The following is a 25,062-nucleotide window of genomic DNA, read 5'->3' on the forward strand; positions in this document are numbered from 1 at the left end:
TACGCTACGCCGCGCGTCATCCCCGCGGAGGCGGGGATCCAGAGTGGCAGCGCTCCCGATAGAAGCGCTTGGTCAGCCAGTATGGATCCCCGCCTTCGCGGGGATGACGAAGGGTGTTGGGGAGCGTTACGCGCGTAGGCTCGCGCCTTGTTTCGTCGCCGCGGCGACGACCTTGTCGGCCACCGCCTTGATCTCCTCGTCGGTGAAGCTCTTGGCGGTGGGTTGCAGGACGATCTCGACCGCGACCGACTTGTGGCCGTCCTCGACGCCCTCCCCGGTGAACACGTCGAACACGCGCGCCGAGACGATCGCAGCCTTGTCGGCGCCCTTGACCGCGCGGACCAGCGTGTCCGTGGCGAGCGCCGCCGGCACGAGGAACGCGAAGTCGCGGCGGACCGCCTGGAGCGCGGGCGGCGTGTAGGCGGGGCGGGCGAAACCTGAGGCGCGCTTGGGTGGGATCGCGTCGAGATAGACTTCGACGGCCGCGACCGCGCCGTCGAGGTCGAACGCTTTCAGGACCAGCGGGTGGAGCATGCCGAAGCTTGCCAGCACGGTCTTCGGCCCGAGGCGCAACGTGCCAGACTGACCGGGATGCCAAGCATCACCCGCCTCCCCCATCACTTGCAGATTGTCGGCAGGTGCGCCCGAGGCGGCGAGGAGGGCGATCGCCTCGGCCTTCGCATCATAGGCGTCGAAGCTCGCGGCCTTGCCGTCGCGCCAGCCGCGCGGGCGGCGGTCGCCGGCCAGCACCACGCCGAGCGTCGCGCGTTCGGCCTCGGCGAGGTAGCGGCGGCCGATCTCGAACAGGCGGACGCTTTGCTGGCCGCGCTTGAGGTTGCGTGCCGTGGCGGCGAGCAGGCCGGGGAGCAGCGAGGGGCGCATGACCTTCAGGTCTTCGCTGATCGGGTTGGCGAGCGTCCACGCGCCGCCGCCGAACGGTGCGGCTTCGGCCTCCGAGAGGAAGCTCCACGTCACTGCTTCGTCGAGCCCGCGGGCTGCGGCGGCGCGGCGTGCCCGGCGTTCGAGCTTCTGTTCGGGCGTGGCGGTGGGCTTGGCGACGCCGGGTAGGCGCGGCAGCGGGGTCGAGGGGATATTGTCGATGCCTTCGATCCGGACGACTTCCTCGACGAGGTCGGCGGGGCCGTCGACGTCGCGGCGCCACGTGGGGACCGTCACCGGCCATTTGCCCTCGATCGTCGAGAACAGCGCGTCGCTGAACGCATCAGCGGACTTGATCGCGCCGATCGTGAAGCCGAGCGACAGGAGCGTGCGCGCCTGGCGTTCGGGGGCGACGTGGAGGCCGCCCAGGTCTGCGCTGAGGCGGGGGTCGTAGTGGATCACGCGGGGCTCTACCGGTGCTTCGCCCGAGCGCGTGACGGCGCTCGCGGTGCCGCCGCAGATGTGGAGCACGAGCGCGGTGGCGATCGCGAGGCCGTCGTCGAGGAACGCCGGATCGACGCCACGTTCGAAGCGGCTGCGCGCGTCGGAGGTGAGCGTGAGCTTCTGGCCGGTGCGCGCGATATGGTCGGGATCGAAATAAGCGCATTCGATCAGCACGTCGGTGGTGTCCGCGGAGACGCCCGAATGCTCGCCGCCCATGATGCCGCCGATATCGTGGACGGCGGTGTCATCGGCGATGACGGTCATGGTTTCGTCGAGGGTGTAGGTCTTGCCGTTGAGCGCGACGACCTGTTCGCCGTCCTTCGCTCTCCGCGCGACGAGGCCGCCCGACAGCTTGGCGCGGTCATAGACGTGCAGCGGGCGGCCGAGGTCGATCATCAGATAGTTGGTGATGTCGACCAGCGCGGAAATCGGCTTCTGGCCGATCGCGAGCAGGCTGCGGCGCATCCAGTCGGGCGAGTCGCCGTTGGTCACGCCGGCGACGGTCTGCGCGAAGAAGGCGGGGCAGCCGGCGGTGTCCTCGGTGCGGACCGACGGGCCAGCGCCGTCGGTGACGATCGGATCGAAGATCAGTGGCGTGAGCGTGCCCATGCCGGCAGCGGCGAGGTCTCGCGCAATGCCGCGCACGCCCATGCAGTCCTGGCGGTTGGGCGTGATCGCGACGTCGATGACGGGATCGGTGAGCCCGGCATAGTCGGGGTACGGCGTGCCGATCGGCGCGTCCTCGGGCAGTTCGATGATGCCGTCATGGTCCTCGCCGAGCTCGAGTTCGCGCGTCGAGCACATCATGCCGTTCGATTCAACGCCGCGGATGCTCGCGAGCTTCAGCGTGACGTCGAGACCGGGGACGTACGCGCCCGGCGCACCGAACACGCCGACCAGCCCGGCGCGCGCGTTGGGCGCGCCGCAGACGACCTGGAGCGGGCCGTCACCGGCGTCGACCGACAGGATCTGCAGTTTGTCGGCTTGCGGATGGCGTTCGGCGCTGAGCACCTTGGCGATGCGGAACGCGGCGAGCTTCTCGCCGGGATTCTCCACGCCTTCGACTTCGAGGCCGATGCGGGTCAGCGCGTCGACGATCTGGTCGAGCGTGGCGGTGGTGTCGAGGTGCTGCTTGAGCCAGCTGAGCGTGAACTTCATGCGCCGACTCCTGCCGACAGAGTGGGGACGTCGAGGCTCGAGAAACCATAATGTTTCAGCCAGCGGATATCGCCGTCGAAGAACGGGCGGAGGTCGTCCATGCCGTATTTGAGCATCGCGAGCCGGTCGATCCCGCAGCCGAACGCGAAGCCCTGCCACTCGTCGGGATCGAGCCCGCACGCCTCGATCACTTTCCGATGGACCATGCCGCTGCCCAGAATTTCGAGCCAGCCATCGGGCTCCGCGCCGCCGACGACGCGCTTGCCCTTCACCAGCGTGTAGCCGACGTCGATCTCGACCGAGGGTTCGGTGAACGGGAAATAGCTCGGGCGCATCCGCAGCACGATGTCGTCGCGCTCGAAGAACGCTTTCACGAAGGTTTCGAGCGTCCACTTCAGGTGGCCGAGCGTGATGCCCTTGTCGATCACGAGGCCCTCGACCTGGTGGAACATCGGCGTGTGCGTGGCGTCCGAGTCCGAGCGGTAGGTGCGGCCCGGCGCGATGATGCGGATCGGCGGCTTTTGGCTCAGCATCGTGCGGATCTGGACGGGCGAGGTGTGCGTGCGGAGCAGCGAGAAGGTCGTCTTCTCATCGGCGGTGCCCGCGGCCTTCGCGTCGATCCCCTGCTGGAGATAGAAGGTGTCGTGCATCGCGCGCGCCGGATGCGTCTCGGGGATGTTGAGCGCGGAGAAATTGTGCCAGTCGGTCTCGATCTCGGGCCCGGTCGCGACCGCGAAGCCGAGGTCGGCGAAGATCTCGGCGAGTTCGTCCATGACCTGGCTGACGGGATGGATCGTGCCGGGCGTGGGCGCGTCGGCGGGGAGCGTCATGTCCAGCGTTTCGCTGGCGAGGCGTGCGTCGAGCGCGGCGCGTTCGAGCGTCGCCTTGCGCTCGGCGATGCCGTTCGCCACGGCCTCACGGAGCCCCTGGATGAGCGGGCCCTGCACGAGGCGCTCGTCGGGGGTCATCTTGCCGAGCGTTTTCAGCAGCGCGGTGATCGTGCCCTGCTTGCCGAGCGCCTCGACCCGGCACGCCTCCAGCGCGTCGAGGCCGGATGCCGCGGCGATCGCCGTCAACATGTGTTCGCGCATCTGGTTCAGGTCTTGCGTCACGTCATACTCCCAGGGCGGGTTCGGTCGGCAGATCGGGTAGGCGGGGCAGCCCCAGACCGATACCCAGATCGTCCCAATTTTCGTTGTGCGCTTCGATCAGTTCGATCTTCCACGCTCTTCGCCATTCCTTCAGCCGCTTCTCGCGAACGATCGCGGCCTCCATACTGTCGAACATCTCGTAATAGGCGAGACGTCTGATGCCGTACCGGCGAGTGAAGCCGGGGATCAACCCCTCGCGGTGCTGAACCAGCCGCGCGAGCAAGTTTGAGGTGACACCGATGTAGAGCGTGCCGTAGCGGCGGGAGGCGAGGATGTAGACGCAGGGCTGAAAGGTTTCGCGCATTTCTTGCTCCCCCTTGATCGCCCTCCCCCCGGATCTTCTAAATCCGTCATCCCGGCGGACGCCGGGACCCATGGCTGCGGGCCGGGTGATGATAGCACGTTATCGCTGGGTCCGCCGTAACCGTGGGTCCCGGCGTTCGCCGGGATGACGGAGGGGGGGATGGCGGGTCGGCGAACCCCAGACACGAAAAGGGCGCCGGTGGTTTCCCACCGGCGCCCTTTCGAACCTCAACCTGCAGATCGCGAGTTACGCGGCCTGGGGGAGTGCGGCCTTCGCCTGGGCGACGATCGCGCTGAAGGCTGCGCCCTCGTGCATGGCGATGTCGGCCAGGACCTTGCGGTCGAGCTCGATACCCGCAAGCTTCACGCCGTGCATGAACTGCGAATAGGTCAGACCCTCGGCGCGGACGCCGGCGTTGATGCGCTGGATCCAGAGGCCGCGGAACGTGCGCTTCTTAACCTTGCGGTCGCGATATGCGTACTGTCCGGCCTTTTCGACGGCCTGACGGGCGATGCGGATGGTGTTCTTGCGACGGCCATAATAGCCCTTCGCCTGAACCAAAATACGCTTGTGCTTGGCGCGGGTGGTAACACCCCGTTTTACGCGTGCCATTGTCTAATTCCTTCTCAGCTCAACGCAGGCCGTAAGGCGCCCAGGCCTTCACTGCTGCGGTATCGGCCTTGGACAGCAGCTTGGTGCCGCGGTTCTGACGGATGTACTTGCCGTTGTGATGCGCCAGACGGTGACGCTTGCCGGCGACGCCGTGCTTGAGCAGGCCGGTGGCGGTGAGCTTGAAGCGCTTTTTGACGCCGCTCTTGGTCTTCAGCTTGGGCATTTTCATCCTTTCGGTTGACGAAGGGAAACGCTGAAATCGCCGCGGCAGCCCACACTGGCCGGGCGATTCGTCGAATGCGTATCCCTTCGAGGAAGCGGCGCCGATACCCGCATCGGTCCGAAATCTCAAGTCGCATTCCCGCAATAATGCGGCATCCGACCATAGTGGAACCGCTACGCCCGCCATGCGATAGGCTTATCATGGACGCCAGCCCGACGCAGCCGATCGACGCCCCCTCCCCGGCCCCAGGACCCGCGGACCCGCCAGCGCGTCGCAAGCGGCGGATCCTGCGGAACATTCTGATCGGGATCGTCGCGGTGATCGCGGCGATCTGGCTGGTGCTCTACATCACAAAGGGGCGCTTCCTGAAGCATCCGTTCGAGCGGATCGTCGGGTCGATGACGCACCGCACGGTGACGGTCGGCGGCGACTTCCAGCTCTATTTCGCACCGTTCCGAATCAAGTTTTACGCCGAGCGCTTCACGCTCTCCAACCCCGATTGGGCGAGCCGACCCAACCTGTTTCAGGCGGACAAGCTTGACACGCGGATCGCACCCTTGTCGCTGATCTTCGGCAAGCGTCGGCTCTACTGGCTCGATCTGGTCAACGGCGCGGTCGATCTGGAGTGGAACGCGGCGCATACCGCCAATACGTGGACGTTCAGCGAGAAGAAGGGCGGCAAGCCGCTCGAATTCCCGCGGATCGACGTGGCGACGGTGACGGGCACGAGCGTGCGCTATCTCGATCCGCGGATGCGCGTGCTCGCCAATCTCGACGTCGCCGACATCCGCTCGGTCGATGCGACGATCGGACGCGCCGTCGGCCTCAAGGGCACCGGCCGCCTGCGCGAGACGCCGTTCACGGTGACCGCGCAGCTGCTGTCGCCCGACGCGACCGCCAATCGGGGGCAGAACAAGCTGGTCGCGCGGATGCGCGCGGCGGGCAACGTGATCGACGTCGCGGGCACGCTGCCCAGCATTGCCGATATCGAGAACGTTCCGCTCGCCGTCACCGCACGCGGCGCCAACCTGTCGACGCTGCTGGGTGTGATCGATGTCGCGATCCCGAACACGCGCACCTACCGGCTGCGCGGCCAGATGGTGAAGCATGGCGAGGAATATCGCTTCACGCATATCAAGGGCGTCGCGGGCCGCACCGATCTAGCGGGCAAGCTGACGATCGTGAACGGCGATCGCATCCATCTCGATTCGGTGCTGGCGACAAAGAGCCTCGACATCGTCGATGCCGCGCCGTTCATCGGCTACAATCCCGACATCGTCGAATCGAAGGGCGCGGTCGCCGCAGCGGCGGCGACGGGGGCGGCACCGCAACGTCTGCTGCCCAACGCGGCGCTGCCGATCGAGACGATGCGGCTGTTCGATGCCGATCTGAAATGGACGATCGGCGTCGTCAAATCGAAGAACATCCCGATCTCCAACGTCGACCTGACGCTCGACCTCGAGCGCGGGCGGCTTGCGCTGTCGCCGCTGACCTTTGCGATGGCGCGCGGCAATGTGGCGTCCGACGTGGTATTCGACACGCGCGCACGGCCGAGCGCGGTGTCCTACGACATCCGGCTCGCACCGACGCCGCTTGGGCGGCTGTTGAAGGGATATGGGCTCGCCGAGGCGGGAACGACGGGGACGATCAAGGGCCGGATCGAGTTGAAGGGCCGCGGCGATTCGGTCCATGATTCGCTCGCATCGTCGCGCGGCCGGATCGCCTTCGTGATGCCGTCGGGTGCGCTGTCGGTGCGCAACATCCAGCTCGCCGAGCTCGACATCGGCACGTTTGCGCAGCGGATGTTCCAGGGGAAGCTCAAAGAGCCGGTGCAGGTGAATTGCGGGCTGATCGGCTTTACCGTGCGCGGCGGCGTGGCGGCGGCGGATCCGATCCTGATCGACACGCGCAAGAACGTGATCGTCGGCCGCGGCGGGTTCAGCTTCCGCAACGAGGCAGTCGACCTGGCCTTCCGTGCGGATTCGAAGAAGTTCAGCCTGTTTGCGGGCCAATCGCCGGTCGGCGTCGGCGGCATGTTCGCGGCGCCGAAGCTGAACGTGATCTCGAAGGACCTGCTGGCGCGCGTCGGAAGCGGGCTCGGGCTCGCGCTGGTCGCGACACCAGTGGCGGGGATCCTGGCATTCGTCGATGTCGGCGATGCGAAGTCGACCGCGTGCGGGCCGGTACTGGCGGGCGCGACGGCGAAGGCGCAGCGGACGACCAAGGGCGAGGCGCGCGACGACGTCGGCCGGGGAACGACGGCGAAAGGTGAAGACGGCAAGGCATCCGATGCCGAGAAGAAGGGGCAGACGAAGAAGTTTCTCGGGATTTTCTGAGGGGGGGGGCGCGCCTTTGGCGGCGGTCGCGTTCGTAGGGGCAGACGTTTAGGTGCGCATCGATTGGCGGTGGGGCCAAGCTGCGAGTCCATTCTCGCCCACCACACCTCTCCCGTCACCCCGGCGAACGCCGGGGCCCATGGTTACGGCCAGCGCAGTTGGCGGACGTTCCGTGTCCATGGGTCCCAGCTTTCGCCGGGATGACGGAAGGGGGGCTGGGGATGGACGGCGATGACCGTCGGTCGCCGATACGACTTTAGTGGCCGTGGTCGTGTGGACCGTCGTCGTGGCTGCCATGATCGTGCGGATCGGCCTGGATCCGGTGCATCGCCTCGAGCACGTCGTCGAGCCGCGCCGGGTCGCCGATCGCGAGCACATGGCCTTCGCTGTCGGCGGTCAGCGGGTCGCCGTTCCAGTCGCACATCATCCCGCCCGCGCCTTCGACCACCGGGACCAAAGCGGCGAAATCGTAGATCTTGAGCCCCGACTCGCACACGACATCGAGATGCCCGCTCGCGAGCAGCCCGTAATTATAGCAGTCGCCGCCATAGACCGGCCCCTGCCGCGGATTGCCGCCCGAGATCGCCGCGACCAGCGCGAGGTACGGCGCCACGTCGACCTCGTCGAACAGATGCGGACTCGTCGTGGCGATCGTCGCGCCCTTCAGTTCGCGGCACATCCGCGTCCGCACGGGCACGCCGTTGAGCGTCGTTGGCCGCCCCGCCACGCCGACCCAGCGTTCGCGCTGGATCGGCTGGTCGATGATCCCGAGCACCGGCCAGCCGTCCTCGACAAGCGCGATCAACGTCCCGAAGATCGCGCGGCCGACGGTGAAGCTGCGCGTGCCGTCGATCGGGTCGAGCACCCATTTGCGGTTAGTGACGCCAGCCTTCTCGCCATATTCCTCGCCGATGATGCCGTCGCCCGAGCGTTCGGCATCGAGCAGCCGGCGCATCGCGGCTTCGGCCTCGCGGTCGGCGCGCGTGACGGGGGACTGGTCGTCCTTGATCTCGACGCCGTGCTCGTGGCGGAAATAGGGTCGGATGACGTGGCCCGCGGCATCCGCGAGGCGGTGCGCGAGATCGATATCGGCTTGGGTCACTGGCATTGTCCCTGCCTATCGGCGACCGGCATCAGGAGCAATGGCGCGAGCAATGGACGGATCGTCCGCGGCGGCGTAGGCCGTTGCAATCCAACCGGAGTATCGTCCATGCGCCTCGTCTCGACCCTCGCCACCGCCGCTCTTCTCGCCGCAACGCCGGCGTTCGCGGCGCTCGCCCCCGGCGCCAAGGCGCCGGACTTCACCACGCGTGGCGCGATCGCCGGCAAGGTGTTCACGGTGCATCTCGCCGAGCAGCTGAAGAAGGGCCCGGTCGTGCTCTACTTCTTCCCCGCGGCCTATACCGGCGGCTGCAACGCCGAAGCACACGCGTTTGCCGAGGCGATTCCCGCCTTCACCAAGGCGGGCGCGACGGTGATCGGCATGTCGGCGGACAATGTCGAGACGCTCAGCAAGTTCTCGGCGGAGAAGTGCGCGGGCAAGTTCGCGGTCGCCAGCGCAGGCCCCAACGTCGTCAAGGGCTACGACGTCGCGCTCGGCCAGCAGATTGCGGGTCGCGACGTGACCAAGCGCACCAGCTACGTCATCGCCAAGACCGGCCGGATCGCGTTCGTGCACGACGAGATGAACCCCACCGCGCATGTCGCAACGACGCTGGCGGCGGTGCAGAAGCTGACGGGGAAGTAATCGTTTCCCACCGGACCGGCAGATATCTGCCGGTCCGGTGACAGTATGATAACGCTTTCGGGTCTATCTGTTCGGCGAGACGCGGGGATTTATCATGCAGGACACGGGACCAGCCAGAAGGGACGCGGGCCTATCGCAGGCCGGCATGGCGAAGACGGTGTCGTCGGCGAGCCCTCGGCGCTCGGATTCCGTGTCCGACGAGCATGGCACGCTGTTCGATAGGATAGGACACTTCCTGACCGCGCAGGGGCTGAGCCCCGCACCGCCCCATTATGAGTTCGCGTTCGCGATACTCTCCGCGCCCGACATGCCCCTTGCCAAGGCGGTCGCGCGACTGACCGAGAATGGCGTCCGCCTGACCCGGCGCGACATCGAGCGCCTGGGCGGACGTGTCGTCGATGGCGCCCCGCTGATCCAGCCCTCGCCACCGCGCGCGGCACGCGCCGATCCGGTCCGCCGCGAAGAGGTCGATACGGCGATCGCGCTGGTGGTGGAGACGCAGCAGCAGGTGGACGGCTTCGCGCGGATCGTGCGGACGATGCAGGACGAGACGCGCGGCTTTGGTCGCGATCTCGCCCGGAGCGCCGATGCGATCACGCAGATGGCCGAGATCGACGAGATCGCGCAGATCACCAGCACGATGATCAGCCGGATCCACGACAGCGAAGTCCGGCTGGCCGAGGCGACCGCCGAGGCCGACGGGTTGCGGGCCAAGCTTGCCGAAGCGCAGGAAAGCGCGCGACGCGACGTGCTAACCGGATTGCCCAACCGCCGGGCGTTCGAAGAGGCGCTTGCGGCGCGCGATACGCGCGCGGGTCCGCACTGCGTCGCGGTGTGCGACATCGATCGGTTCAAGCACATCAACGACATTCACGGCCACGGTGTCGGCGACCGCGTGCTGACCGCGATCGGGCAGACGATCGCGGCCGAATGCGCGCCGCATCTCGTGGTTCGTCACGGCGGCGAGGAGTTTGCGGTGCTGCTCAGCGGCGTCGATCTGGCCGATGCCGCGATCTTGCTCGATTCGGTGCGGGGGGCGGTCGCCGCCAAGCGGTTCCGCAATCGCGACACCGATACCCCGCTGGGGGCGATAACCTTCTCCGCCGGGATCACCGCAATCCATGCCGACGAGGCGCCCGAAACCGCGTTCGTGCGCGCCGACCGACTGCTCTACGCCGCGAAAGACCAGGGGCGGGACCAGGTCTGCGCGGGGTAATCCCGAAGATTGGCGCGATCTACGGTGCCGATGTGGCACCATGTCCCAACTTGCCTGGCGCCGGACCAGGTTTTCTCCATGATCTCAGCCGGTTAAGAAACTGGCACGCGCCATGCAAAGCATTCGATATCGGGGGCCGGATGGTCCGACACCCCGCCAATCGAAGGAAATCACCATGTCGTTCCGCTTTGAAACCGCTCAGCGTATCGCCCTCTCGTGCGTCGGCGCACTGTTCTTCGCCGCGATCGCCGTCAGCGCCGCCACGCCGATCATCCCGATCGCATGATCCCGCGCGGTCGGTTCCCCCGCCGCCTCAACCTCGTGCCACGGAGCGCCATCATGCGTCGCAGCATCCTCGTCGGGCTTGCCGCCTTTTCCACCACTGTCCTGTTGATCGTCACCCACGCCGGCACGACGCTCGCCTGAACCCGGGTCAGACCGCCGCGCCGACTCCGACCGGGCCGACCGGCGCCTCCTCGTCCCTCGAATAAAGCCCGATCAGCAGCCCCGCCGCCAGCACATGGCCGTTCATCGCCGCGACAACAGCAGAGCGTCCCGGCGTGACGCCGACGTCCCCTGCCCCTGCACCAACCGCGAAAAGCTGGAACGCATAGCGGTGCTCGCCGTGCCCGCTGGGCGGATCGGGTGGAAGCCAGCCCTCGCGTAGATAGGAATTGCGGCCGACGTCGCGACCGCCCGTATCACCCGCGCCATCGGCGACGATCGCGCCCTCGGCCAGATGCCCCGAGTCCGCCTCGAGCCCCCAGACGATCGCGTGGACCAGCGGTTGCGGTGTGGGCGCATCGGCATCCTCGACGATCAGCACCATGCGCGCGGTGCCGGCGGGCGGCGCGCTCCAGACGAGCGGCGGCGAGACGCCCTCGCCATCCGCAGTGAATCGCGGCGGCAGGCGGGCCTCGTGCGCGAACGCCGGGCTGGTCAGATCGAGCGTGGCGAAATCGCCCTCGAGCTGGGCGATCGCCAGGGTATCGGCACCGGCGCGCAGGCCGCTCATCGCGTGGCCGAGCCAAGCGGGAATGTGTTCGAGCATCGGCTCAGCTTTCCGAAGGACAGGTTTCGGCGCGGCGGACGGGGGCGGCACCGTCGTACCAGTCGCTTCGTGCGCCCATTTTGGCGGCGTCGTGATAGCAGACCTCGGTCTTGGCGTGCTTGGCATCGACGATCACCGTCCAGTTGTGATCGCCGCAATCATGCTGTTCGCATCCCCAGGCCGCGACGCGGTCGCCGAGCGTGAAGATCGGCGTCTCCGGGCCCGAGCGACCGCGGATCGTCTCGCGGAGCTTGGCATCGCCGACCGCGGCGACCAGACCCGAGGCGACGTCGGTGCGGTCGAAGAAATCGACGCCGTTAACCGCGTCATGCGGGTATTTCCCGATATAGGCCGTGATCGGCGTGCTCTGCGCCTGTCCCGGGATCGGCGTCGGCGCGCGGGTCTGCGGCGGCGTGAAATTGCCCGCGGCAAGCGTGTCGGTCGGATCGTCGCTCTTGCCGCAACCGCTCAGCAGGGGAAGTGCGAGCATCGCCGCCATCGCGATCGTGATCATCGTCTTCATGCGCCACCTCTTTTATTGACGGATCAACGTATCGCCCCTCGCCAGAGTTGCGTCGTGTCGAGCGGCGCCGATAAGACGGGCATCGCGGACGACATGGGTATAGGATCGATCCGGGGCCTTCCGCCTCGCGAGGTGACGTCATGGCCAAGAGCCAGAAGAAATCGAACAAGGAAGTCCGCAAGCCCAAGGCCGAAAAGGCGCCCAAGGCGAATGCGTCGAACCCGACCAGCAAGGGCAAGGCCGTGGAGATGACGACGCTCAACTGAACGCGGACCGGAGGGCGGCGCGAACCGCGCCCCCCTCACCCTTCCCACAGCCGGGTGGTCGCGGAGGAGTCCGCGAGCGCGGATCGCGCTTACTCCAACGCCCCGCGGATCGCGCTTACTCCAACGCCGCACGGATCGCGGCGGCGGCGATGAACGGCGCGCCCGCGACCAGCACGAGACTGACCGCGGCGAGCAGTTTTATCGCGCCCGCGCCGCCCGCCGGATCGAGCGAGCCTGCGCCAAAGATCAACAGCGGCACCGCGAGCGGGAGCATCACCAGCCCGGTGACCGCACCGCCGCCGCGCACGCCCGCGACGAGCGCGCTGGTGACGACCGCCAACGCAGCGAGACCCGGCGTGCCGATCAGCAAGCCGATCTCGACGCGCAGCAGCATGTCCGCCGAAAGATTGAGCAACCCCGCGGCAAGGACCGCAGCGAGCATCAGCGGCGGACCGAAGCTCAGCCAAAGCGCGATCGTCTTGGCCACCGCGACCGCCGCCATCGACAGGCCGCGCACCGAGAACTGATCGAACACGCCGGTCTCCAGATCGGGACCGACCAGCCGCTCGACCGGAAGCAGCGCCGCGAGCAACGCCGCGGTCCAGATCACGCCGCCGCCGATCTTGGTCAGCAGCGCGGCATCGGGGCCTATCGCGAACGGGAACAGCGTCGCCACCAACAGGAAGAACGCGACCACCAGCGTCGCACCGCCGCTCGCCACGCTGCGCCGGAGATCGCGGCGGATCACCGCGATCACAGCGCGATCTCCCGCGCGCCGGGTAAAGCCAGCGGCAGATGCGTGGCGACCAGCGCCATGCCGCCGGCTGCCCGGTGGGTGGCGATCAGCGCTTCGAGCCGCGCGACGGACGCCAGGTCGAGTCCGTTGGCAGGTTCGTCGAGCAGCCACACCGAGGCAGCGCTCGCCGCGACCCGCGCGATCGACGCACGACGGCGCTGGCCGGTGGAAAGCAGGCGGACGGGAATGCCCGCCAGCGCCTCGAGATCGAGCGCCTCGACCGCGCGGGCAACGCGCGTGTCCGGATCGGGTGCGCGGTCAAGTCCAGCCCAGAAGCGCAACGCGGCGACGAGCGATCGGTCGGTGTCGAGCGCGCTCGCTTCGGTGAGCAGCGCCCTGTCCACCTCACAGGTAACGGCACCGTCGAACGGTGCGAGCAGGCCGGCGGCGATACGGATCAGGCTCGACTTGCCGATCCCGTTGGGCCCGGTGACGATCGCCGCATCCCCCGGACCGAGATCGAACGAGACGCCTGAAAAGAGCAACCTTCCGCCCCGCACGCACGCGACGTCGCGAAACGCGAGCGTCACGGGGCCGAATCTTCCAGCGCGTGCATGTCGTCGTCGCTGAGACCGAAATGATGGCCGATCTCGTGGATCGTCACATGCGCGACGAGATCGTCGAGACGGACGCCGGTCTCGACCCACTCTTCCAGGATCGCGCGACGGTACAGCACGATCCGGTCGGGCATCGCGCCTGACTCCATCGACGATTTCTCGCTGAGCGGGCGGCCGTGGTAGAGGCCGGACAGGTCGAGCGGGTGGTCGAGGCCAAGCGCCGCCAGCGTTTCGTCGTCGGCGAATTCCTCGACCGCGAACACGATGTCGCCGAGATGGACCGCGAACTGCGCCGGCAGTCTGGCGATCGTCGCACGCGCGATCGCCTCGATCACGTCGGCATCGGGTGCTTCCCCATACCCCCCACTCTGGATTGCAGCTTGCCCGCTCATCCGACCAGCCATAGTCGTTGCCTGAGGATAGCGGCAAGGGACACGCGAATGATCGAAGCGTTGAACGATACCGAGCGGGCCGAAGCGCTCGATGGGCTCGACGAGTGGGATTACGATGATGCGCGCGATGCGATCACGCGGACGATCGTGTTCGCCGATTTCGTCGAGGCGTTCGGCTTCATGACGCAGGTCGCGCTGATCGCCGAACGCGCGAACCACCATCCGGAGTGGAAGAACGTGTGGAATCGGGTCGAGATATTGCTCACGACGCATGACGCGGGCGGCTTGAGCCCGCGCGATATCGAAATGGCGGAAGCGATCGATGCGATCGTCGGCGACGCCTGAGGGTGAGACGGCACCGACGATCGCCCCCTCTCCGGTGGAGTTGGGGGTCGAGGTGGAAAGGTCGATGACACGAAGCTCTCGGCTTCGTTAGCGGCGTCCCCCCTGCGCCCCGACCAGTATCGGCGCGGTGCTGGCCTGCGGTGCGGTCACCGTTCCTCGCGAAGATCCCGGCGCATCCGCTTGCGGAGTGCGCCCGGCATCCAACGGGCCGCGAACGCCATGCGGTGCGCGGTCTTGCCGACATAGGTGTGGATTCTATCGCCATGGACCGCGGCCCACGCGGCCTCCGCGACCTTTTCGACGCCGGTCAGTTCGAGCCCCGCGCCCGTCACCGTCTCGCGGATCGAGTGATTGGTGTCGCCCGCGACCGAATCGAGCAGCGGCGTGTCGATGAAGCTCGGCACGATCGCGCGCACCTTGATGCCGTCCGCCGCCCATTCGCCATCGAGCGCCTCGGTGATCGCGCGAACGCCGAACTTGGTCGCCGAATACGGTGCGAGCCCCGACGAGCCATAGATCGCCGAGGCGGATGCGGTGTTGAGCAAACATGATCCGGGGGTGCGCTTGAGATAGGCATAGCCGATCCGCGCACCGTTGATCGCGCCGATCAGGTTGATCGCGATCACGCGGTCGATCTCGGCGAAATCGGTTTCCGCCAGCGGACCGCCCGAGCCGATCCCGGCATTGTTGAACAATACGTCGAGGCGTCCGCCGGTGGTCGCGACGAACGCATCGAGGCACGTCACCCAGGCCTCACGGTCGCGCACGTCCATCTGGTAGCTGGTCGCCATGCCCGCCGGGAGCAGCGCGACGGTTTCGGCGAGGCTTGCGGCATTGACGTCCGCCAAGCCGACGCGCCAGCCCTTACGCGCGAACAGGATCGCAGTGGCTCGACCGATTCCCGATCCCCCGCCGGTGATGAAAATGCTCTGCTCGGTCATGACGCCTCTCTCTTGATTTGATTTTCCGGTATGTTTCCCGCATCCTGCAGGCAGATGCCAGACAATTCCCCCGCGCTCGCTTTCGAACGCGTCACCAAGACCTACGGGTCGACGATCGCGGTCGATGCGGTCTCGCTGGAGGTCGCGGGCGGGAGCTTCGTCGCGCTGGTCGGCACGTCGGGATCGGGCAAGTCGACCCTGCTCAAGACGATCAACCGACTGGTCGAGCCGAGCGAAGGCCGCGTGACGATCGATGGCGCCGATGTCGCCGCCGAGCCGGCCCCCGACCTGCGCCGACGGATCGGCTATGTCTTCCAGAATATCGGCCTGTTCCCGCACATGACGATCGCCGAGAATATCGCGATCGGGTTGCGGATCGCCGGGCGCAAGGATGACGCGAAGGTCGGCGAACTGCTCGATCTCGTCGACCTGCCGCGCGCTATCGCCGCACGGATGCCGGAGGCGCTCTCGGGCGGACAACGCCAACGCATCGGTATCGCACGGGCGCTTGCACCGGGCGCCAAGCTGCTGTTGCTAGACGAGGCGTTCGGCGCGCTCGATCCGGTGACGCGCGATGCCTTGGGGACGCGGATCCGCGAACTGCACGACCGGCTCGGGCTGACGACCATCCTGGTGACGCACGACATGGCGGAGGCGCTGCTGCTCGCCGACCGCGTGCTGGTCATGAAGGCCGGCCGGATCGTCGCCGATGCGACGCCTGCCGAACTGGCGTCGGGCAAGGGCGGCGACGACGCGCAGGCGCTCGTCCAGGTACCACGCGCGCAGGCCGAACGATTGCAGGCGCTGCGATGATCGGAAGCGTTTCGTGACCGCGTTTCTCGACGCGCTGGGCCGCGTGCCGCCGTTGCTCGCCGCGCATGTGCTGCTGTCGGCGTCGGCGCTGATGCTGGGGATCGCGATCAGCCTGCCGCTGGGGATATGGTCGGCGCGCAACGCCACCGTCGCGCGCGTATCGCTCGGGTTTGCGAGCCTGGTCCAGACGATCCCGAGCCTGGCACTTCTCGCCCTGTTCTATCCTGTGCTGCTGAGCCTGTCGGCACTGGTCGGCGGCGGGATCCCCGCGCTCGGCTTCCTGCCGTCGCTGATCGCGCTGACGCTGTATGCGCTGCTGCCGATCATCCGCAATGCAGTGGCAGGGCTGCACGGGATCGACCCCGCCGTGATCCAGGCGGCGGATGCGGTCGGCATGACGCCTGCGCAAAAACTGCGACTGGTCGAAGCACCCTTGGTGGCACCGGTGCTAATCGCGGGCATCCGCACGGCGGCGGTGTGGACGATCGGCGCGGCGACGCTGTCGACGACGGTCGGCCAGCCAAGCCTGGGCGACATGATCTTCGCGGGGTTGCAGACCCAGAACTGGGCGCTGGTGCTTGCGGGCTGCGTATCGGCAGCGGCGCTGGCGCTGGCGGTCGACGCGCTGATCGGTGGGATCGAATATGGTTTTCGCGCGCGGCGGCGGTGGGTGTGGCTCGCGAGCGCAGTCGTGCTGGTCGCAGGGACGGCGGTCGCGACCCTGCCGCTCTGGCCGAAAAGTGGCGGCGACCGGACCGTGGTGGTCGGCGCGAAGAACTTTTCCGAGCAATACATCCTTGCCCGTTTGATCGGCGATCGACTGGAGCGTGCAGGCTACACCGTCGAATATCGTGACGGGCTCGGATCCGCGGTGGTGTTCGGTGCGCTCTCGGGCGGCGATATCGACGTGTATGTCGATTATGCCGGGACGATCTGGGCGAACGAAATGAAGCGCAACGATGTCCCCGAGCACGCCGCGATGGTCGCGGCGATCGGTGCGTGGGCGAAGCGCGAACACGGCGTCGGGCTGATCGGCTCGCTCGGGTTCGAGAATGCCTATGCGTTCGCGATGAAGGGCGATGTGGCCAAGGCGAAGAACATTTCGAGCCTCGACGATCTGGTGAAGGCCGCGCCGGCGATGACGCTGGGCAGCGATCTGGAGTTTCTCGAGCGCCCCGAATGGGCAGCGGTAAAGCGCGCCTATCCGCTGCGGTTCGCCAAGACCACGCCGTACAGCCCCACCTTCATGTACCGCGCGCTGGAAAGCGGGAATGTCGACGTGATCTCGGCGTTTTCGTCGGACGGGCGGATCGCTGCAGACGGGCTGGCGGTGCTGAGCGATCCGCGGCGGGCGATTCCCGGCTACGATGCGATCCTGATGGTCGCGCCGAAGCGCGCCGGGGATGCCAAGTTCGCTGCCGCGCTGAAGCCGCTGGTGGGCCGCATCCAGGTCGAGGCGATGCGCGCGGCGAACTACCGCGTAGACCGGGATGCAGACAAGCAGACGCCCGAGGCGGCGGCGCGGTGGCTGGCGGCGAAGGTCGGGCTATAGTCCTTCGCCGCTCCAGGTAGAGGGCCTCAGAAGAACAGTTTGCGGATGCTGAGGCGAACGGTACGGCCGAGAGGATCGAGGTAATCCGGCTGGTAGGTGTTCGGCGTCGCGCCGGTTGCGTCCGTGACCCGCTGGCGGGTGTTGAACACATTGTCGACCGACAGGCTGACCCGCATGCCGCGCAACCACGGGTGCGCCTTCACCCATTCGAGCCGCTGGCCGAGATCGGCGAACAGTCGCGCGTTCGCGGTCGCGAGTCCGCCGAAGTTGAGCGTCTCCGGGGCGGCCGCAGTGCCGCCGTTGACGCGCGTACCGGTTGCGTAATTGGCGGAGATTCGCGCGCCGAGGCCGTTGTTGGTGTAGCCCGCCTGCGCCTCGAGTTCATGGCGCGATTGACCACCGCTGTTGCCGATCGCGTCGCCGTTCAGCAGATTGAGGCTCGGGCCGCCGTTCGCGACGAGCACGCGGTCGGTGAAATGCCACGTGTGGTAGACCGCAAACTGGAGGCGGCCACCCGCCTGCCCGCCACGCCCGCCGAACCCGCGCCCGCCGCCACCCGGACCGCCACCGCCTGGGCCGCCGCCGCCTTGTCCGCCGCCGCCTCGTCCGCCGCCACGGGGAGTACCACCCCCCACACCCTCCGCACGACGGCCACCGCCGGGCGGGCGCAGCCCCTCGAACGGATTGGGACCGGTCCCCGCGCGATACGCCTCGAGTTCCTTCTGGATCTTGGACTTGAGCGGCGCGGAGAAATTGATCCCCCAGCGCAGTTCGGAACGGTCGCTGCGCGCGAAATTGATCGGCCGACGGTCGACCTGCAGCAGGTTTCTCTCGGCGTCGCGCGTGAACCGATCGGGAAACGCCGCTTCGATTGCCGCGGTCGCCGACGGGAAGGCGGCGATCGGATTGTCGACCCGGCTTTCGACATAGTTCGCGGTGATCGACAGGTCCTTTGCCGACCACGGCTTCAGCGTCAGCCCGACTTTCTTGACGTGGTTGTTATCCGAGACGAGCCCGGGATTCCCGCCGCTGATCGTCGTGACGGTCGCTGTCGTGCCGCGGACGTAATCGAAGATACGGACGTTGGGCGTAATGATCGACGGGTTGCCGAGCTGTTGCGCGGTCGGTGCCTCGTCGGTGTCGGTGACCGATGCGATGACGCGCACGCCTTCGATCGGCGACCAGTTCGCACCATAGCCGAGCGTGGTCAGCGTGCCGAAGTCGGACAGATGATCCGCAGCGAGATTGAAGTTCGCCGACAGCGTGCCGAGGAACGGCAGCACGTCCCTCGACCGGCTTGTCAGCGGCAGGTCGACATTGACCTGGCCGTTGACGGTATCGCGTGACACCTGGCCGCGCTGTGTCAGGCCCGCACGATAGGAACGGCTGTCGAAATCCGCGGTCTGCCCCCCGAACTTTATCGTCGTCGAGACCGCGCCCGCGGGCAGGCTGAAGAGATTGCCGTTCGCCACCGCATTGATCTCGCCGGTGTTCTGCGTCGCATAAGCGCGGTTGCCGGCGGCGGCGCCGATATCGCCGGTGGTGAGGCGCGCGAACGGGTTGGCAGTCGGATCGCCAGCCCTGAGCCGTGCCTGGAACGCGCTGGCATCCACCCCATTCTCGGTAAAAGTCTGCGTGTCGCTGCGGTCGTAATTACCCGTGACGTTCCAGCGCCACGTGCCGACATCGCCGTTAAGCGTGGTGCCGAGATGCGCCGCGATCGATGACGTGCGCTGGGTGAGCGGCAGAAAGCCATCGTCGTTGAGCGCCCGGTACAGCGGGGTGGCGCCGCCGAGGTCGAGCGTCGCGACGGGCAGGCCGTTGCGGCTGCGGCTGTCGGTCGATTCGAGGCGGCCGTTGATCGTCGCCCCGACGTTGCCGAAGATGTTGCGTGCATACACGCTGTTCACGGTAAAGGTGCTGCTGGCCGACTGGAGCGTGCGGAACGGCCGCTGATCGACGATCGCATTGTCCGCGCCGACCGCACTGGTCGCGGTCGGCGCGGGGGCCGTGATATCGCGCTCGGCCTCGGTCAGCGCCGAGGTCGAGCTGTATTCCGCATGCAGGTTGACGCGGCGGTCGCGCGCGATGCTGAGCAGGTCGAGCTTGCCATTCGGGGACGTGCTGCCGCCTTCGGTGGGCATCTTGTCGACGGCCTCGGCGGTTACCGCGCGGAAGCGGCGGCGCAGGACGAAGTTCACGACCTTCTGGTCCGCGCGATAGCCGTATTTGAGCGCGACCTCCTCGGGCAGGATTTCGACGCGCTGGATCGCCTCGGTCGGGATGTCGCGGATTTCCGAGAAGCTGGAGATCCGGCGGCCGTTGAGCAACACGACCGGCGCGCCACCGCTGCCGCGACCGCTGGTGGTCTGCGGACTGAGTTCATTCAGCAGGTCGGAGATCGAGCTGACGCCGTAGGATCGGATTTCCGCCTGGCCCAGCGTCTGGTCGGGCGGAATGTCGCCGATCACCGCGCCGGGCAGTTTGCGCGATCCGGTGACGACGATCTCCTCGGACTCGGCGCCCTCGTCCTGCTCCGCCGCCTGCGCGGCGGGAGTGGTCGCGGGTCGCGATGGCGCGGTTTGCGCCGCCGCCATCGCGGGCAGGCTCACCGCCAGAACCAGACCCAGTTTACGCATACTCGTCACCCCGAGGATCGACCGTCGACCCGGTGTTCCCCCTAGCCGAGAATTGTCGCAGGACTATGCCGGTTCGACGACCGATCAGCGCGCCATCAGCGCGTCCATCTCCTCGAGCGGTACGCCCTTCGTCTCGGGGAAGTAGAGGAACACCGTCACGAACTGCACCGCCATCATCGCGGCGAAGAACAGGAAGGGTAGCCCTGCCGACCATGCCGCGGCGATCGGGAAGACCTGCGCGATCACCGCGTTCCAGCCCCAATGGCTCGACGAGCCGATACTCGAGCCGCGCGCACGTACATTCTGCGGGAACACCTCCGAGATATAGACCCAGATCACCGCACCCGAGCCGGGGGCGAAGAACATGATGAAGACGATCAGCGACGGCAGCAGCAGCCAGCCCGGCAGCACGCCGAGCAGCGCCAGCCCGCCGACGGTGAGCGCGGCGGTCATCCCCGCCGAGCCCCATAGCAGCAGCGTCCGCCGTCCGATCCGGTCGATCAGCAGCATCCCGAGCAGCGTGAAGACCATGTTGGCGACGCCGATCATCACCGCCTGCAGGTCCGGCGACAGGCTGCCGCCAGACGCCTTGAAGATGTCGTTGAGGTAATAGAGGAACGCGTTGATGCCGCTGAACTGGTTGAACATCGCAACCAGGAAGGCGAGCGTGATCGGCTTGCGGTGTCGCATCCAGGAGAGCGACGAATCGCCCTTGGGCGCATCGAGGTCGGCGCGCGCGACGTCCGGACTCATGCCGACCAGCGCGAGCACCTGCTTCGCCTCCGCGTCGCGCCGCTTGGCAAGCAGCCAGCGCGGCGAGTTCGGAATGCGGAAGAGGAGCGCAAAGAACACCAGCGACGGTGCCACGAAGGTCCCCAGCTTCCACCGCCACTCGACATCGCCCAGGTCGAGCGCGCCGATGATCGCGTTCGAGACATAGGCGAGCAGGATGCCGAGAATGACCGCAAACTGGAACCCGCCGACCATCTTGCCGCGCTGTGCCGGCGGTGCGAGTTCGGCGATATAAGCGGGTGCGAGCACCGACGAACCGCCGATCGCGATGCCGTTGATGAAGCGGAAGCCGATGAAACTGTGCCAGTTCCATGCCAGCGCGCAACCAAGCGCGGTGACCACGTAGAGGAAGGCGAGCATCCGCAACACGTTGCGGCTGCCGTAGCGATCGCCGAGCGTCCCCACGAACAGCGCGCCGATCAGCGTACCCCAAAGTGCCGACGAGACGGTAAAGCCGAGCCACGCCTCGCTGAGCGCGAATTTCGCCTTCAGCGCGCCGGTGACGCCGGCGATCACCGCGGTATCGAACCCGAACAACAGGCCCGCCAGCGCGGCGGTGGCGATGCTCGCGATCAGGACCGTACCGGGGCGGGTCGTCGGTGGCTGTGCGCTCATGCGCGGCGGGTTCCGGGGGAAGCGTCCATGCCCCCGTTTCGAACAGTTCGCGGTTTGCGGCAAGGCCACTGCACGCCGTTTCAGACAGCAAAAACACCCGTATCAAGTCTTTGAAGGCGCGTTAACGACTTGGCCCCTAGCCCATCCCGGCGACAGGGGCGAAGGGGCGAGACGTTGACGACCGGATTGACGAAACTGCTGTTCGCCGCCGCCTGCGTCGCACCATCCCCGGCATGGGCGGCGTGTACCGTCGCCAATACCGGGCCGACCTCGATCGGCAGCTATCCCTCGTCGACGATACAGGCGGGCACCGCGATCTACGCGAAAGTGCCGGCCGGGTTCGACTGCGCCGACGCGATCCTGACGGCGCTGAGCGGCGACAGCCTGAGCGTCACCGCTACCAGCACGCAAGCGTTCAAGCTGACCTCCGCCACCACCGGCAGCAGCGTCAGCTATGTGCTCGCCGCCGACAGCGCCGCGACCAAGCCGATCACGCCCGGCACCAGATTCTTTTATCTGAACGGCACGCTCATCAACCTGCTTGGGCTGCTCGGCAACAGCGTCCGCAACGTCCCGATCTACGTCAAACCCACCGCCACGGCGGAGATTGCACCGGGCACCTATACGGGCAATTTCCAGCTCGCCTGGGAGTGGAAGCTGTGCACGGTCGGCGTCGCGGTCTGCCTTGGCTCGACGCAGAGCACGGGACCGGTGACCGCGACGGTGTCGATCACCATGGTCGTGCAGGCCAAGCCGGTCGGGGTCGTCATCACCACGCGCACGACCTGGGACCCGCAGTCGACGACGGTCAATCCGCGCGCCATCCCGGGCAGCAAACAGCGCACGTCGATCACGCTGAGCAACCCCAACATCGTCGCGGTCGACGCCAATACGCTCGCCGTCGTCGTGCCGACGCCGACGCGCGGGGCGATCGCACTCGACGGCGACGGAACCGCCTCGACGGCCTATCTCGTTCCCACGGAAGGATCCCCCGCCTCGTCGCTCGGCGCCACCTACACCGCGCCAGGGAGCACGACCGACGACGTCGATTTCTCGTCGGACAACGGCGCCACCTGGACCTATGATCCGACGACCGCGCCGAAGGCGGTCACCACTGTCCGCGTCCGCCCGCGTGGCACGATGGCGGCGGGATCGAGCTTCAGCGTGTCGTTGCCCTATGCGCTGTTCTAACCGGAATTATCGTCCCCGGCCTGCGGGGTCGGGGCGAACGACCCGACCAGCTCCATCTTGGTCGCGGTTGTCCCCACCTCGATCCCCGCCTCGCGGAACTGGCGGAGCAGCGTGAACAGCAGTTCGCTGCGGATCGGATAGGCATCGCGCGGGCTCGCCACATAGGCAAAGCAGTTGAACTTGGCGCGGCCGGCGTCGATCGAATCGATGAACACCTTCGCCTCCGGGTCGTCGAGCACCTCGTGCTTGTCTGCGAACGCGGCGAACAACATGGTGCGCACGGCATCGAGATCCTCTTCGAGCGGGACCGAGAATTGCAGCTGGATGCGGCCTAGAGGGGCGGCCAGCGTCATGTTCTGGATCGTCTTGGTGATCAGCTCTGAATTGGGCACGATCAGCGTCGATCGATCCGCCACCTGGATCTCGGTTGAGCGGACGTTGATCCGTTTCACGTCGCCCTCCATGTTGCCGATCCGGACGAGATCGCCGATCTTGACCGGGCGTTCGGCGAGCAGGATCAGGCCGGAGACGAAGTTCTGCGTGATCGCCTGGAGGCCGAAGCCGATCCCGACCGACAGCGCGCCTAGCACGACCGCGAGCTTTTCCATGCCGATGCCGAGCGCCCCGAGCGACCACAGCACCGCGGCGATGATCCCGGCATAGCGCGCGACCATCGTCACCGAATTCTGCGCGCCCGCATCCATCGCGGTCGTCGGCAGGTAGCTGTTCACCAGCCAATGCTGCAGCCCGCGCATGATCGCGAGCGCGACGAACAGCACCGCGAGCGAGCGCAGCACCGCGCCCGGCGAGATCGTGACCTGGCCGATCGTGATGCCGTTCGCGACCGTCCCGAACAGTTCGAACGCCGAGCCGACGCCCGCGCCGAACGGGGCCATGACCGCGCCGACCGCCAGCATGATCAGCAACAGCCGCAGCACCGCGGACAGCAGCACGCCGATCTGGTCGACGGTCTTGTTGTCGACGCCGAAACCGCTGTTGGCCGAGCGGCCGAGGCGGTTGCCGCTCGACAGCAAGGTCCGGCAGGCGTCGTCGGTGAAGGTCATCATCAAGTACAGGCTCGCCCCGACGATCGCGCCCCAGACCAGCCATGTCGCGACCTTCAGCGCAAAATTCACATAGCCGATCAGCCCGGCGATCAGCGCGACGATCAGAACCAGCCAGACGAGCGTCGCGACGATCGCGAGCAGCGTGTTGCGCGCGGGTTTGGTCGGATCGGGCAGCGCGGCGGCGCGCAGCCGGCCAAGCGTGACGAGGATCGCGCCGAGCAGGACGATGTGCAACAGCGCGACGACCGCGTTGGCCGCGCTCGATGCGGGCGCGCTGACGCCGATCAGCGTGTTGGTCGCGATCAGCAATTGGCCGCCGAAGATCAGCGCAGCCGCCATCCAGCTATACGGCCTGAGCGCCTGCGCGGCGGCGTCGCCGATCGGCAGCAGCCGCCACGTCGGCTGGCTCCGCAGCAGCAGCGCGCCGCCCAGCGACGAGACGAACGCGCAGAACCACGAGATCCCGACGAAGATCGCGCCGAACCGGCTCCACGCGGGCGTGACGAGCCCGCCCCAGCGCAGCGACGCGACGATCGCCCACGCCGCAAACCCCGGCAGTGCGGTCCCGATCACCACCAGCCACAACGCATAGGCCGAGCGGCGCAGCCGGCCGCCGGGCGTGTGATTGGCCGCATAGCGACGCCCGACGCCGTGCAGCCAGCGCCGCAGCGGGATGATCAGGACGAGCGCCGCCAGCAGCCCGACTAGCAGGCCGGTGCCCGCGCGCGTATCGAACCGCGCCGCGAACTGGCGCAGTTCGGTGGTGGCGAACCGCGTGAGCCGCGCGGTGTCGCGCGGCAGGTGATCGATGATCGCCGCCCACAGCGTCGGCGACAGCGGCGAGCCGGTGTTCTCGGACAGTTGCTGGCCGAGCTCCTCCGCCTCGGCCGCGCCGATATCGTCGATCTGCTGCTTGGCCTCGATCCCGATCAGCTTGGCGCGCTTGATCGCCGAGTCGATCGCCGACTGGCTCTGTGCGAGGAGCCGGCGCTGCTGGCGGATCTCGGGCGCCTCGACCACGCCCGGCGTCGCCGCGCCGAGTTCGGCAACGCGCGCCTGCACTAGCGCCATCTCGGGGGTCAGCGTGCGGACCGCGTCGGCGGCGGTGGTCTGCACCGCCTGCGCACGATCGCGCAACGCCTGGCGCGCCTTGTCGTCGCGTGCCGCCGGCGTGGCATCGTCGATCGCCTGGAGCTCGGCCGAAGCCCGGGTGAGGCCGGCGGCGACGGTCGCGACCCTGGTCTCGTTTTGCGCGGCGGCGGGGAGTGCGGTGATCGCGGCGACCGCGAGGAGCAGCGCGGCAAGGTAACGGAGGAGAGTCATCCGGGGTGCTTTACAGCGCTGGGCGGGTAAACGGGAGGGGGCGGCGGAATCACCAGGCCAAGATGCACG

The 25,062-nt window shown here is 67.5% G+C and carries 24 protein-coding genes; 9 read left to right on the forward strand and 15 right to left on the reverse strand.

Annotation, left to right across the window (positions count from 1 at the left end; translation table 11 throughout):
- Positions 1-126 precede the first annotated feature (126 nt).
- From pheT to rpmI, 5 genes are all read right to left on the reverse strand, one after another.
- Positions 127-2,541, reverse strand: coding sequence for a phenylalanine--tRNA ligase subunit beta (gene pheT, locus ASF00_RS16695; RefSeq protein WP_055881945.1), 2,415 nt, complete (start codon positions 2,539-2,541; stop codon positions 127-129).
- A complete protein-coding gene (gene pheS, locus ASF00_RS16700; RefSeq protein ID WP_200910411.1) occupies positions 2,538-3,632 on the reverse strand; it encodes a phenylalanine--tRNA ligase subunit alpha in 1,095 nt (364 codons plus the stop codon). Before pheS ends, pheT begins: the two co-directional genes overlap by 4 nt.
- Positions 3,633-3,654: 22 nt before the next feature.
- Positions 3,655-3,996 (reverse strand): GIY-YIG nuclease family protein, encoded by a 342-nt coding sequence (locus ASF00_RS16705; RefSeq protein ID WP_055881950.1) that lies wholly within the window; start codon positions 3,994-3,996, stop codon positions 3,655-3,657.
- 246 nt (positions 3,997-4,242) lie between these two features.
- Positions 4,243-4,608: a 50S ribosomal protein L20 gene (rplT, locus tag ASF00_RS16710; RefSeq protein ID WP_031395288.1), complete on the reverse strand. Its 366-nt coding sequence runs from the start codon at positions 4,606-4,608 to the stop codon at positions 4,243-4,245.
- Between the two features lie 19 nt (positions 4,609-4,627).
- Positions 4,628-4,831: a 50S ribosomal protein L35 gene (gene rpmI, locus ASF00_RS16715; protein ID WP_031395289.1), complete on the reverse strand. Its 204-nt coding sequence runs from the start codon at positions 4,829-4,831 to the stop codon at positions 4,628-4,630.
- Between the two features lie 200 nt (positions 4,832-5,031).
- Here rpmI and ASF00_RS16720 point away from each other — a divergent pair, with 200 nt between their 5' ends.
- Entirely contained in the window at positions 5,032-7,167 is a 2,136-nt protein-coding gene (locus tag ASF00_RS16720) for an AsmA family protein (RefSeq protein WP_156348410.1), read from the forward strand.
- Between the two features lie 256 nt (positions 7,168-7,423).
- Here the strand turns inward: ASF00_RS16720 and ASF00_RS16725 are convergent, their stop codons facing one another.
- Positions 7,424-8,275 carry an inositol monophosphatase family protein gene (locus ASF00_RS16725; protein WP_055881954.1) on the reverse strand — a complete coding sequence of 284 codons (852 nt, stop codon included), beginning with the start codon at positions 8,273-8,275 and terminating at the stop codon, positions 7,424-7,426.
- Positions 8,276-8,377: 102 nt separating this feature from the next.
- Between ASF00_RS16725 and ASF00_RS16730 the strand changes: the two genes are divergently transcribed.
- The 3 genes from ASF00_RS16730 to ASF00_RS18655 all read left to right on the forward strand — a co-directional run bounded on the left by ASF00_RS16730 (position 8,378) and on the right by ASF00_RS18655 (position 10,556).
- On the forward strand, positions 8,378-8,914 hold the full coding sequence (locus ASF00_RS16730) for a peroxiredoxin (protein WP_055881957.1): 537 nt from the start codon (positions 8,378-8,380) through the stop codon (positions 8,912-8,914).
- 145 nt (positions 8,915-9,059) lie between these two features.
- Positions 9,060-10,130 carry a GGDEF domain-containing protein gene (locus ASF00_RS16735; RefSeq protein WP_055881959.1) on the forward strand — a complete coding sequence of 357 codons (1,071 nt, stop codon included), beginning with the start codon at positions 9,060-9,062 and terminating at the stop codon, positions 10,128-10,130.
- A gap of 282 nt (positions 10,131-10,412) precedes the next feature.
- A complete protein-coding gene (locus tag ASF00_RS18655) occupies positions 10,413-10,556 on the forward strand; it encodes a hypothetical protein (RefSeq protein WP_156348411.1) in 144 nt (47 codons plus the stop codon).
- A gap of 7 nt (positions 10,557-10,563) precedes the next feature.
- On the opposite strand, the gene ASF00_RS16740 is transcribed toward ASF00_RS18655, so the two are convergent.
- Positions 10,564-11,181, reverse strand: coding sequence for a YbhB/YbcL family Raf kinase inhibitor-like protein (locus tag ASF00_RS16740; RefSeq protein WP_055881961.1), 618 nt, complete (start codon positions 11,179-11,181; stop codon positions 10,564-10,566).
- A gap of 4 nt (positions 11,182-11,185) precedes the next feature.
- Positions 11,186-11,704 (reverse strand): hypothetical protein, encoded by a 519-nt coding sequence (locus tag ASF00_RS16745; protein ID WP_235525922.1) that lies wholly within the window; start codon positions 11,702-11,704, stop codon positions 11,186-11,188.
- Positions 11,705-11,844: 140 nt separating this feature from the next.
- Here ASF00_RS16745 and ASF00_RS19200 point away from each other — a divergent pair, with 140 nt between their 5' ends.
- Positions 11,845-11,970 carry a hypothetical protein gene (locus ASF00_RS19200; RefSeq protein WP_259466878.1) on the forward strand — a complete coding sequence of 42 codons (126 nt, stop codon included), beginning with the start codon at positions 11,845-11,847 and terminating at the stop codon, positions 11,968-11,970.
- Positions 11,971-12,085: 115 nt separating this feature from the next.
- On the opposite strand, the gene ASF00_RS16750 is transcribed toward ASF00_RS19200, so the two are convergent.
- From ASF00_RS16750 to ASF00_RS16760, 3 genes are read right to left on the reverse strand one after another with little or no spacing between them, the layout of a single operon-like run.
- Complete coding sequence (locus tag ASF00_RS16750; RefSeq protein WP_055881965.1) at positions 12,086-12,727, reverse strand: heme exporter protein CcmB; 642 nt, start codon at positions 12,725-12,727, stop codon at positions 12,086-12,088.
- Positions 12,724-13,296, reverse strand: coding sequence for a heme ABC exporter ATP-binding protein CcmA (gene ccmA / locus ASF00_RS16755; protein WP_055881967.1), 573 nt, complete (start codon positions 13,294-13,296; stop codon positions 12,724-12,726). Before ccmA ends, ASF00_RS16750 begins: the two co-directional genes overlap by 4 nt.
- A complete protein-coding gene (locus ASF00_RS16760; protein WP_443024419.1) occupies positions 13,293-13,715 on the reverse strand; it encodes a metallopeptidase family protein in 423 nt (140 codons plus the stop codon). The genes ccmA and ASF00_RS16760 overlap by 4 nt, the downstream gene beginning before the upstream one ends.
- 48 nt (positions 13,716-13,763) lie before the next feature.
- On the opposite strand from ASF00_RS16760, the gene ASF00_RS16765 reads away from it, so the two are divergent.
- Complete coding sequence (locus ASF00_RS16765; RefSeq protein ID WP_055881974.1) at positions 13,764-14,060, forward strand: 4a-hydroxytetrahydrobiopterin dehydratase; 297 nt, start codon at positions 13,764-13,766, stop codon at positions 14,058-14,060.
- Between the two features lie 146 nt (positions 14,061-14,206).
- On the opposite strand, the gene ASF00_RS16770 is transcribed toward ASF00_RS16765, so the two are convergent.
- Positions 14,207-15,001, reverse strand: coding sequence for an SDR family oxidoreductase (locus tag ASF00_RS16770; protein WP_055881977.1), 795 nt, complete (start codon positions 14,999-15,001; stop codon positions 14,207-14,209).
- 54 nt (positions 15,002-15,055) lie between these two features.
- Here ASF00_RS16770 and ASF00_RS16775 point away from each other — a divergent pair, with 54 nt between their 5' ends.
- Both ASF00_RS16775 and ASF00_RS16780 read left to right on the forward strand, forming a co-directional pair.
- Positions 15,056-15,814 carry an ATP-binding cassette domain-containing protein gene (locus ASF00_RS16775; protein WP_055881980.1) on the forward strand — a complete coding sequence of 253 codons (759 nt, stop codon included), beginning with the start codon at positions 15,056-15,058 and terminating at the stop codon, positions 15,812-15,814.
- 13 nt (positions 15,815-15,827) lie between these two features.
- Positions 15,828-17,366 (forward strand): ABC transporter permease/substrate-binding protein, encoded by a 1,539-nt coding sequence (locus tag ASF00_RS16780; RefSeq protein WP_055881982.1) that lies wholly within the window; start codon positions 15,828-15,830, stop codon positions 17,364-17,366.
- Between the two features lie 26 nt (positions 17,367-17,392).
- Here ASF00_RS16780 and ASF00_RS16785 read toward each other — a convergent pair whose 3' ends face one another.
- Together ASF00_RS16785 and ASF00_RS16790 are read right to left on the reverse strand one after the other, a co-directional pair.
- Positions 17,393-20,005, reverse strand: coding sequence for a TonB-dependent receptor plug domain-containing protein (locus tag ASF00_RS16785; RefSeq protein WP_055881986.1), 2,613 nt, complete (start codon positions 20,003-20,005; stop codon positions 17,393-17,395).
- Between the two features lie 84 nt (positions 20,006-20,089).
- Positions 20,090-21,412: a sugar porter family MFS transporter gene (locus ASF00_RS16790; protein ID WP_055881990.1), complete on the reverse strand. Its 1,323-nt coding sequence runs from the start codon at positions 21,410-21,412 to the stop codon at positions 20,090-20,092.
- 174 nt (positions 21,413-21,586) lie between these two features.
- Between ASF00_RS16790 and ASF00_RS16795 the strand changes: the two genes are divergently transcribed.
- Positions 21,587-22,603: a spore coat protein U domain-containing protein gene (locus tag ASF00_RS16795; RefSeq protein ID WP_055881993.1), complete on the forward strand. Its 1,017-nt coding sequence runs from the start codon at positions 21,587-21,589 to the stop codon at positions 22,601-22,603.
- Here the strand turns inward: ASF00_RS16795 and ASF00_RS16800 are convergent.
- Positions 22,600-24,993: a DUF3772 domain-containing protein gene (locus tag ASF00_RS16800; protein ID WP_055881996.1), complete on the reverse strand. Its 2,394-nt coding sequence runs from the start codon at positions 24,991-24,993 to the stop codon at positions 22,600-22,602. The two genes, ASF00_RS16795 and ASF00_RS16800, sit on opposite strands and share 4 nt — an antisense overlap.
- Positions 24,994-25,062 lie beyond the last annotated feature (69 nt).

The sequence above is a fragment of the Sphingomonas sp. Leaf34 genome (assembly GCF_001421805.1).
Taxonomy (GTDB): Bacteria; Pseudomonadota; Alphaproteobacteria; order Sphingomonadales; family Sphingomonadaceae; genus Sphingomonas.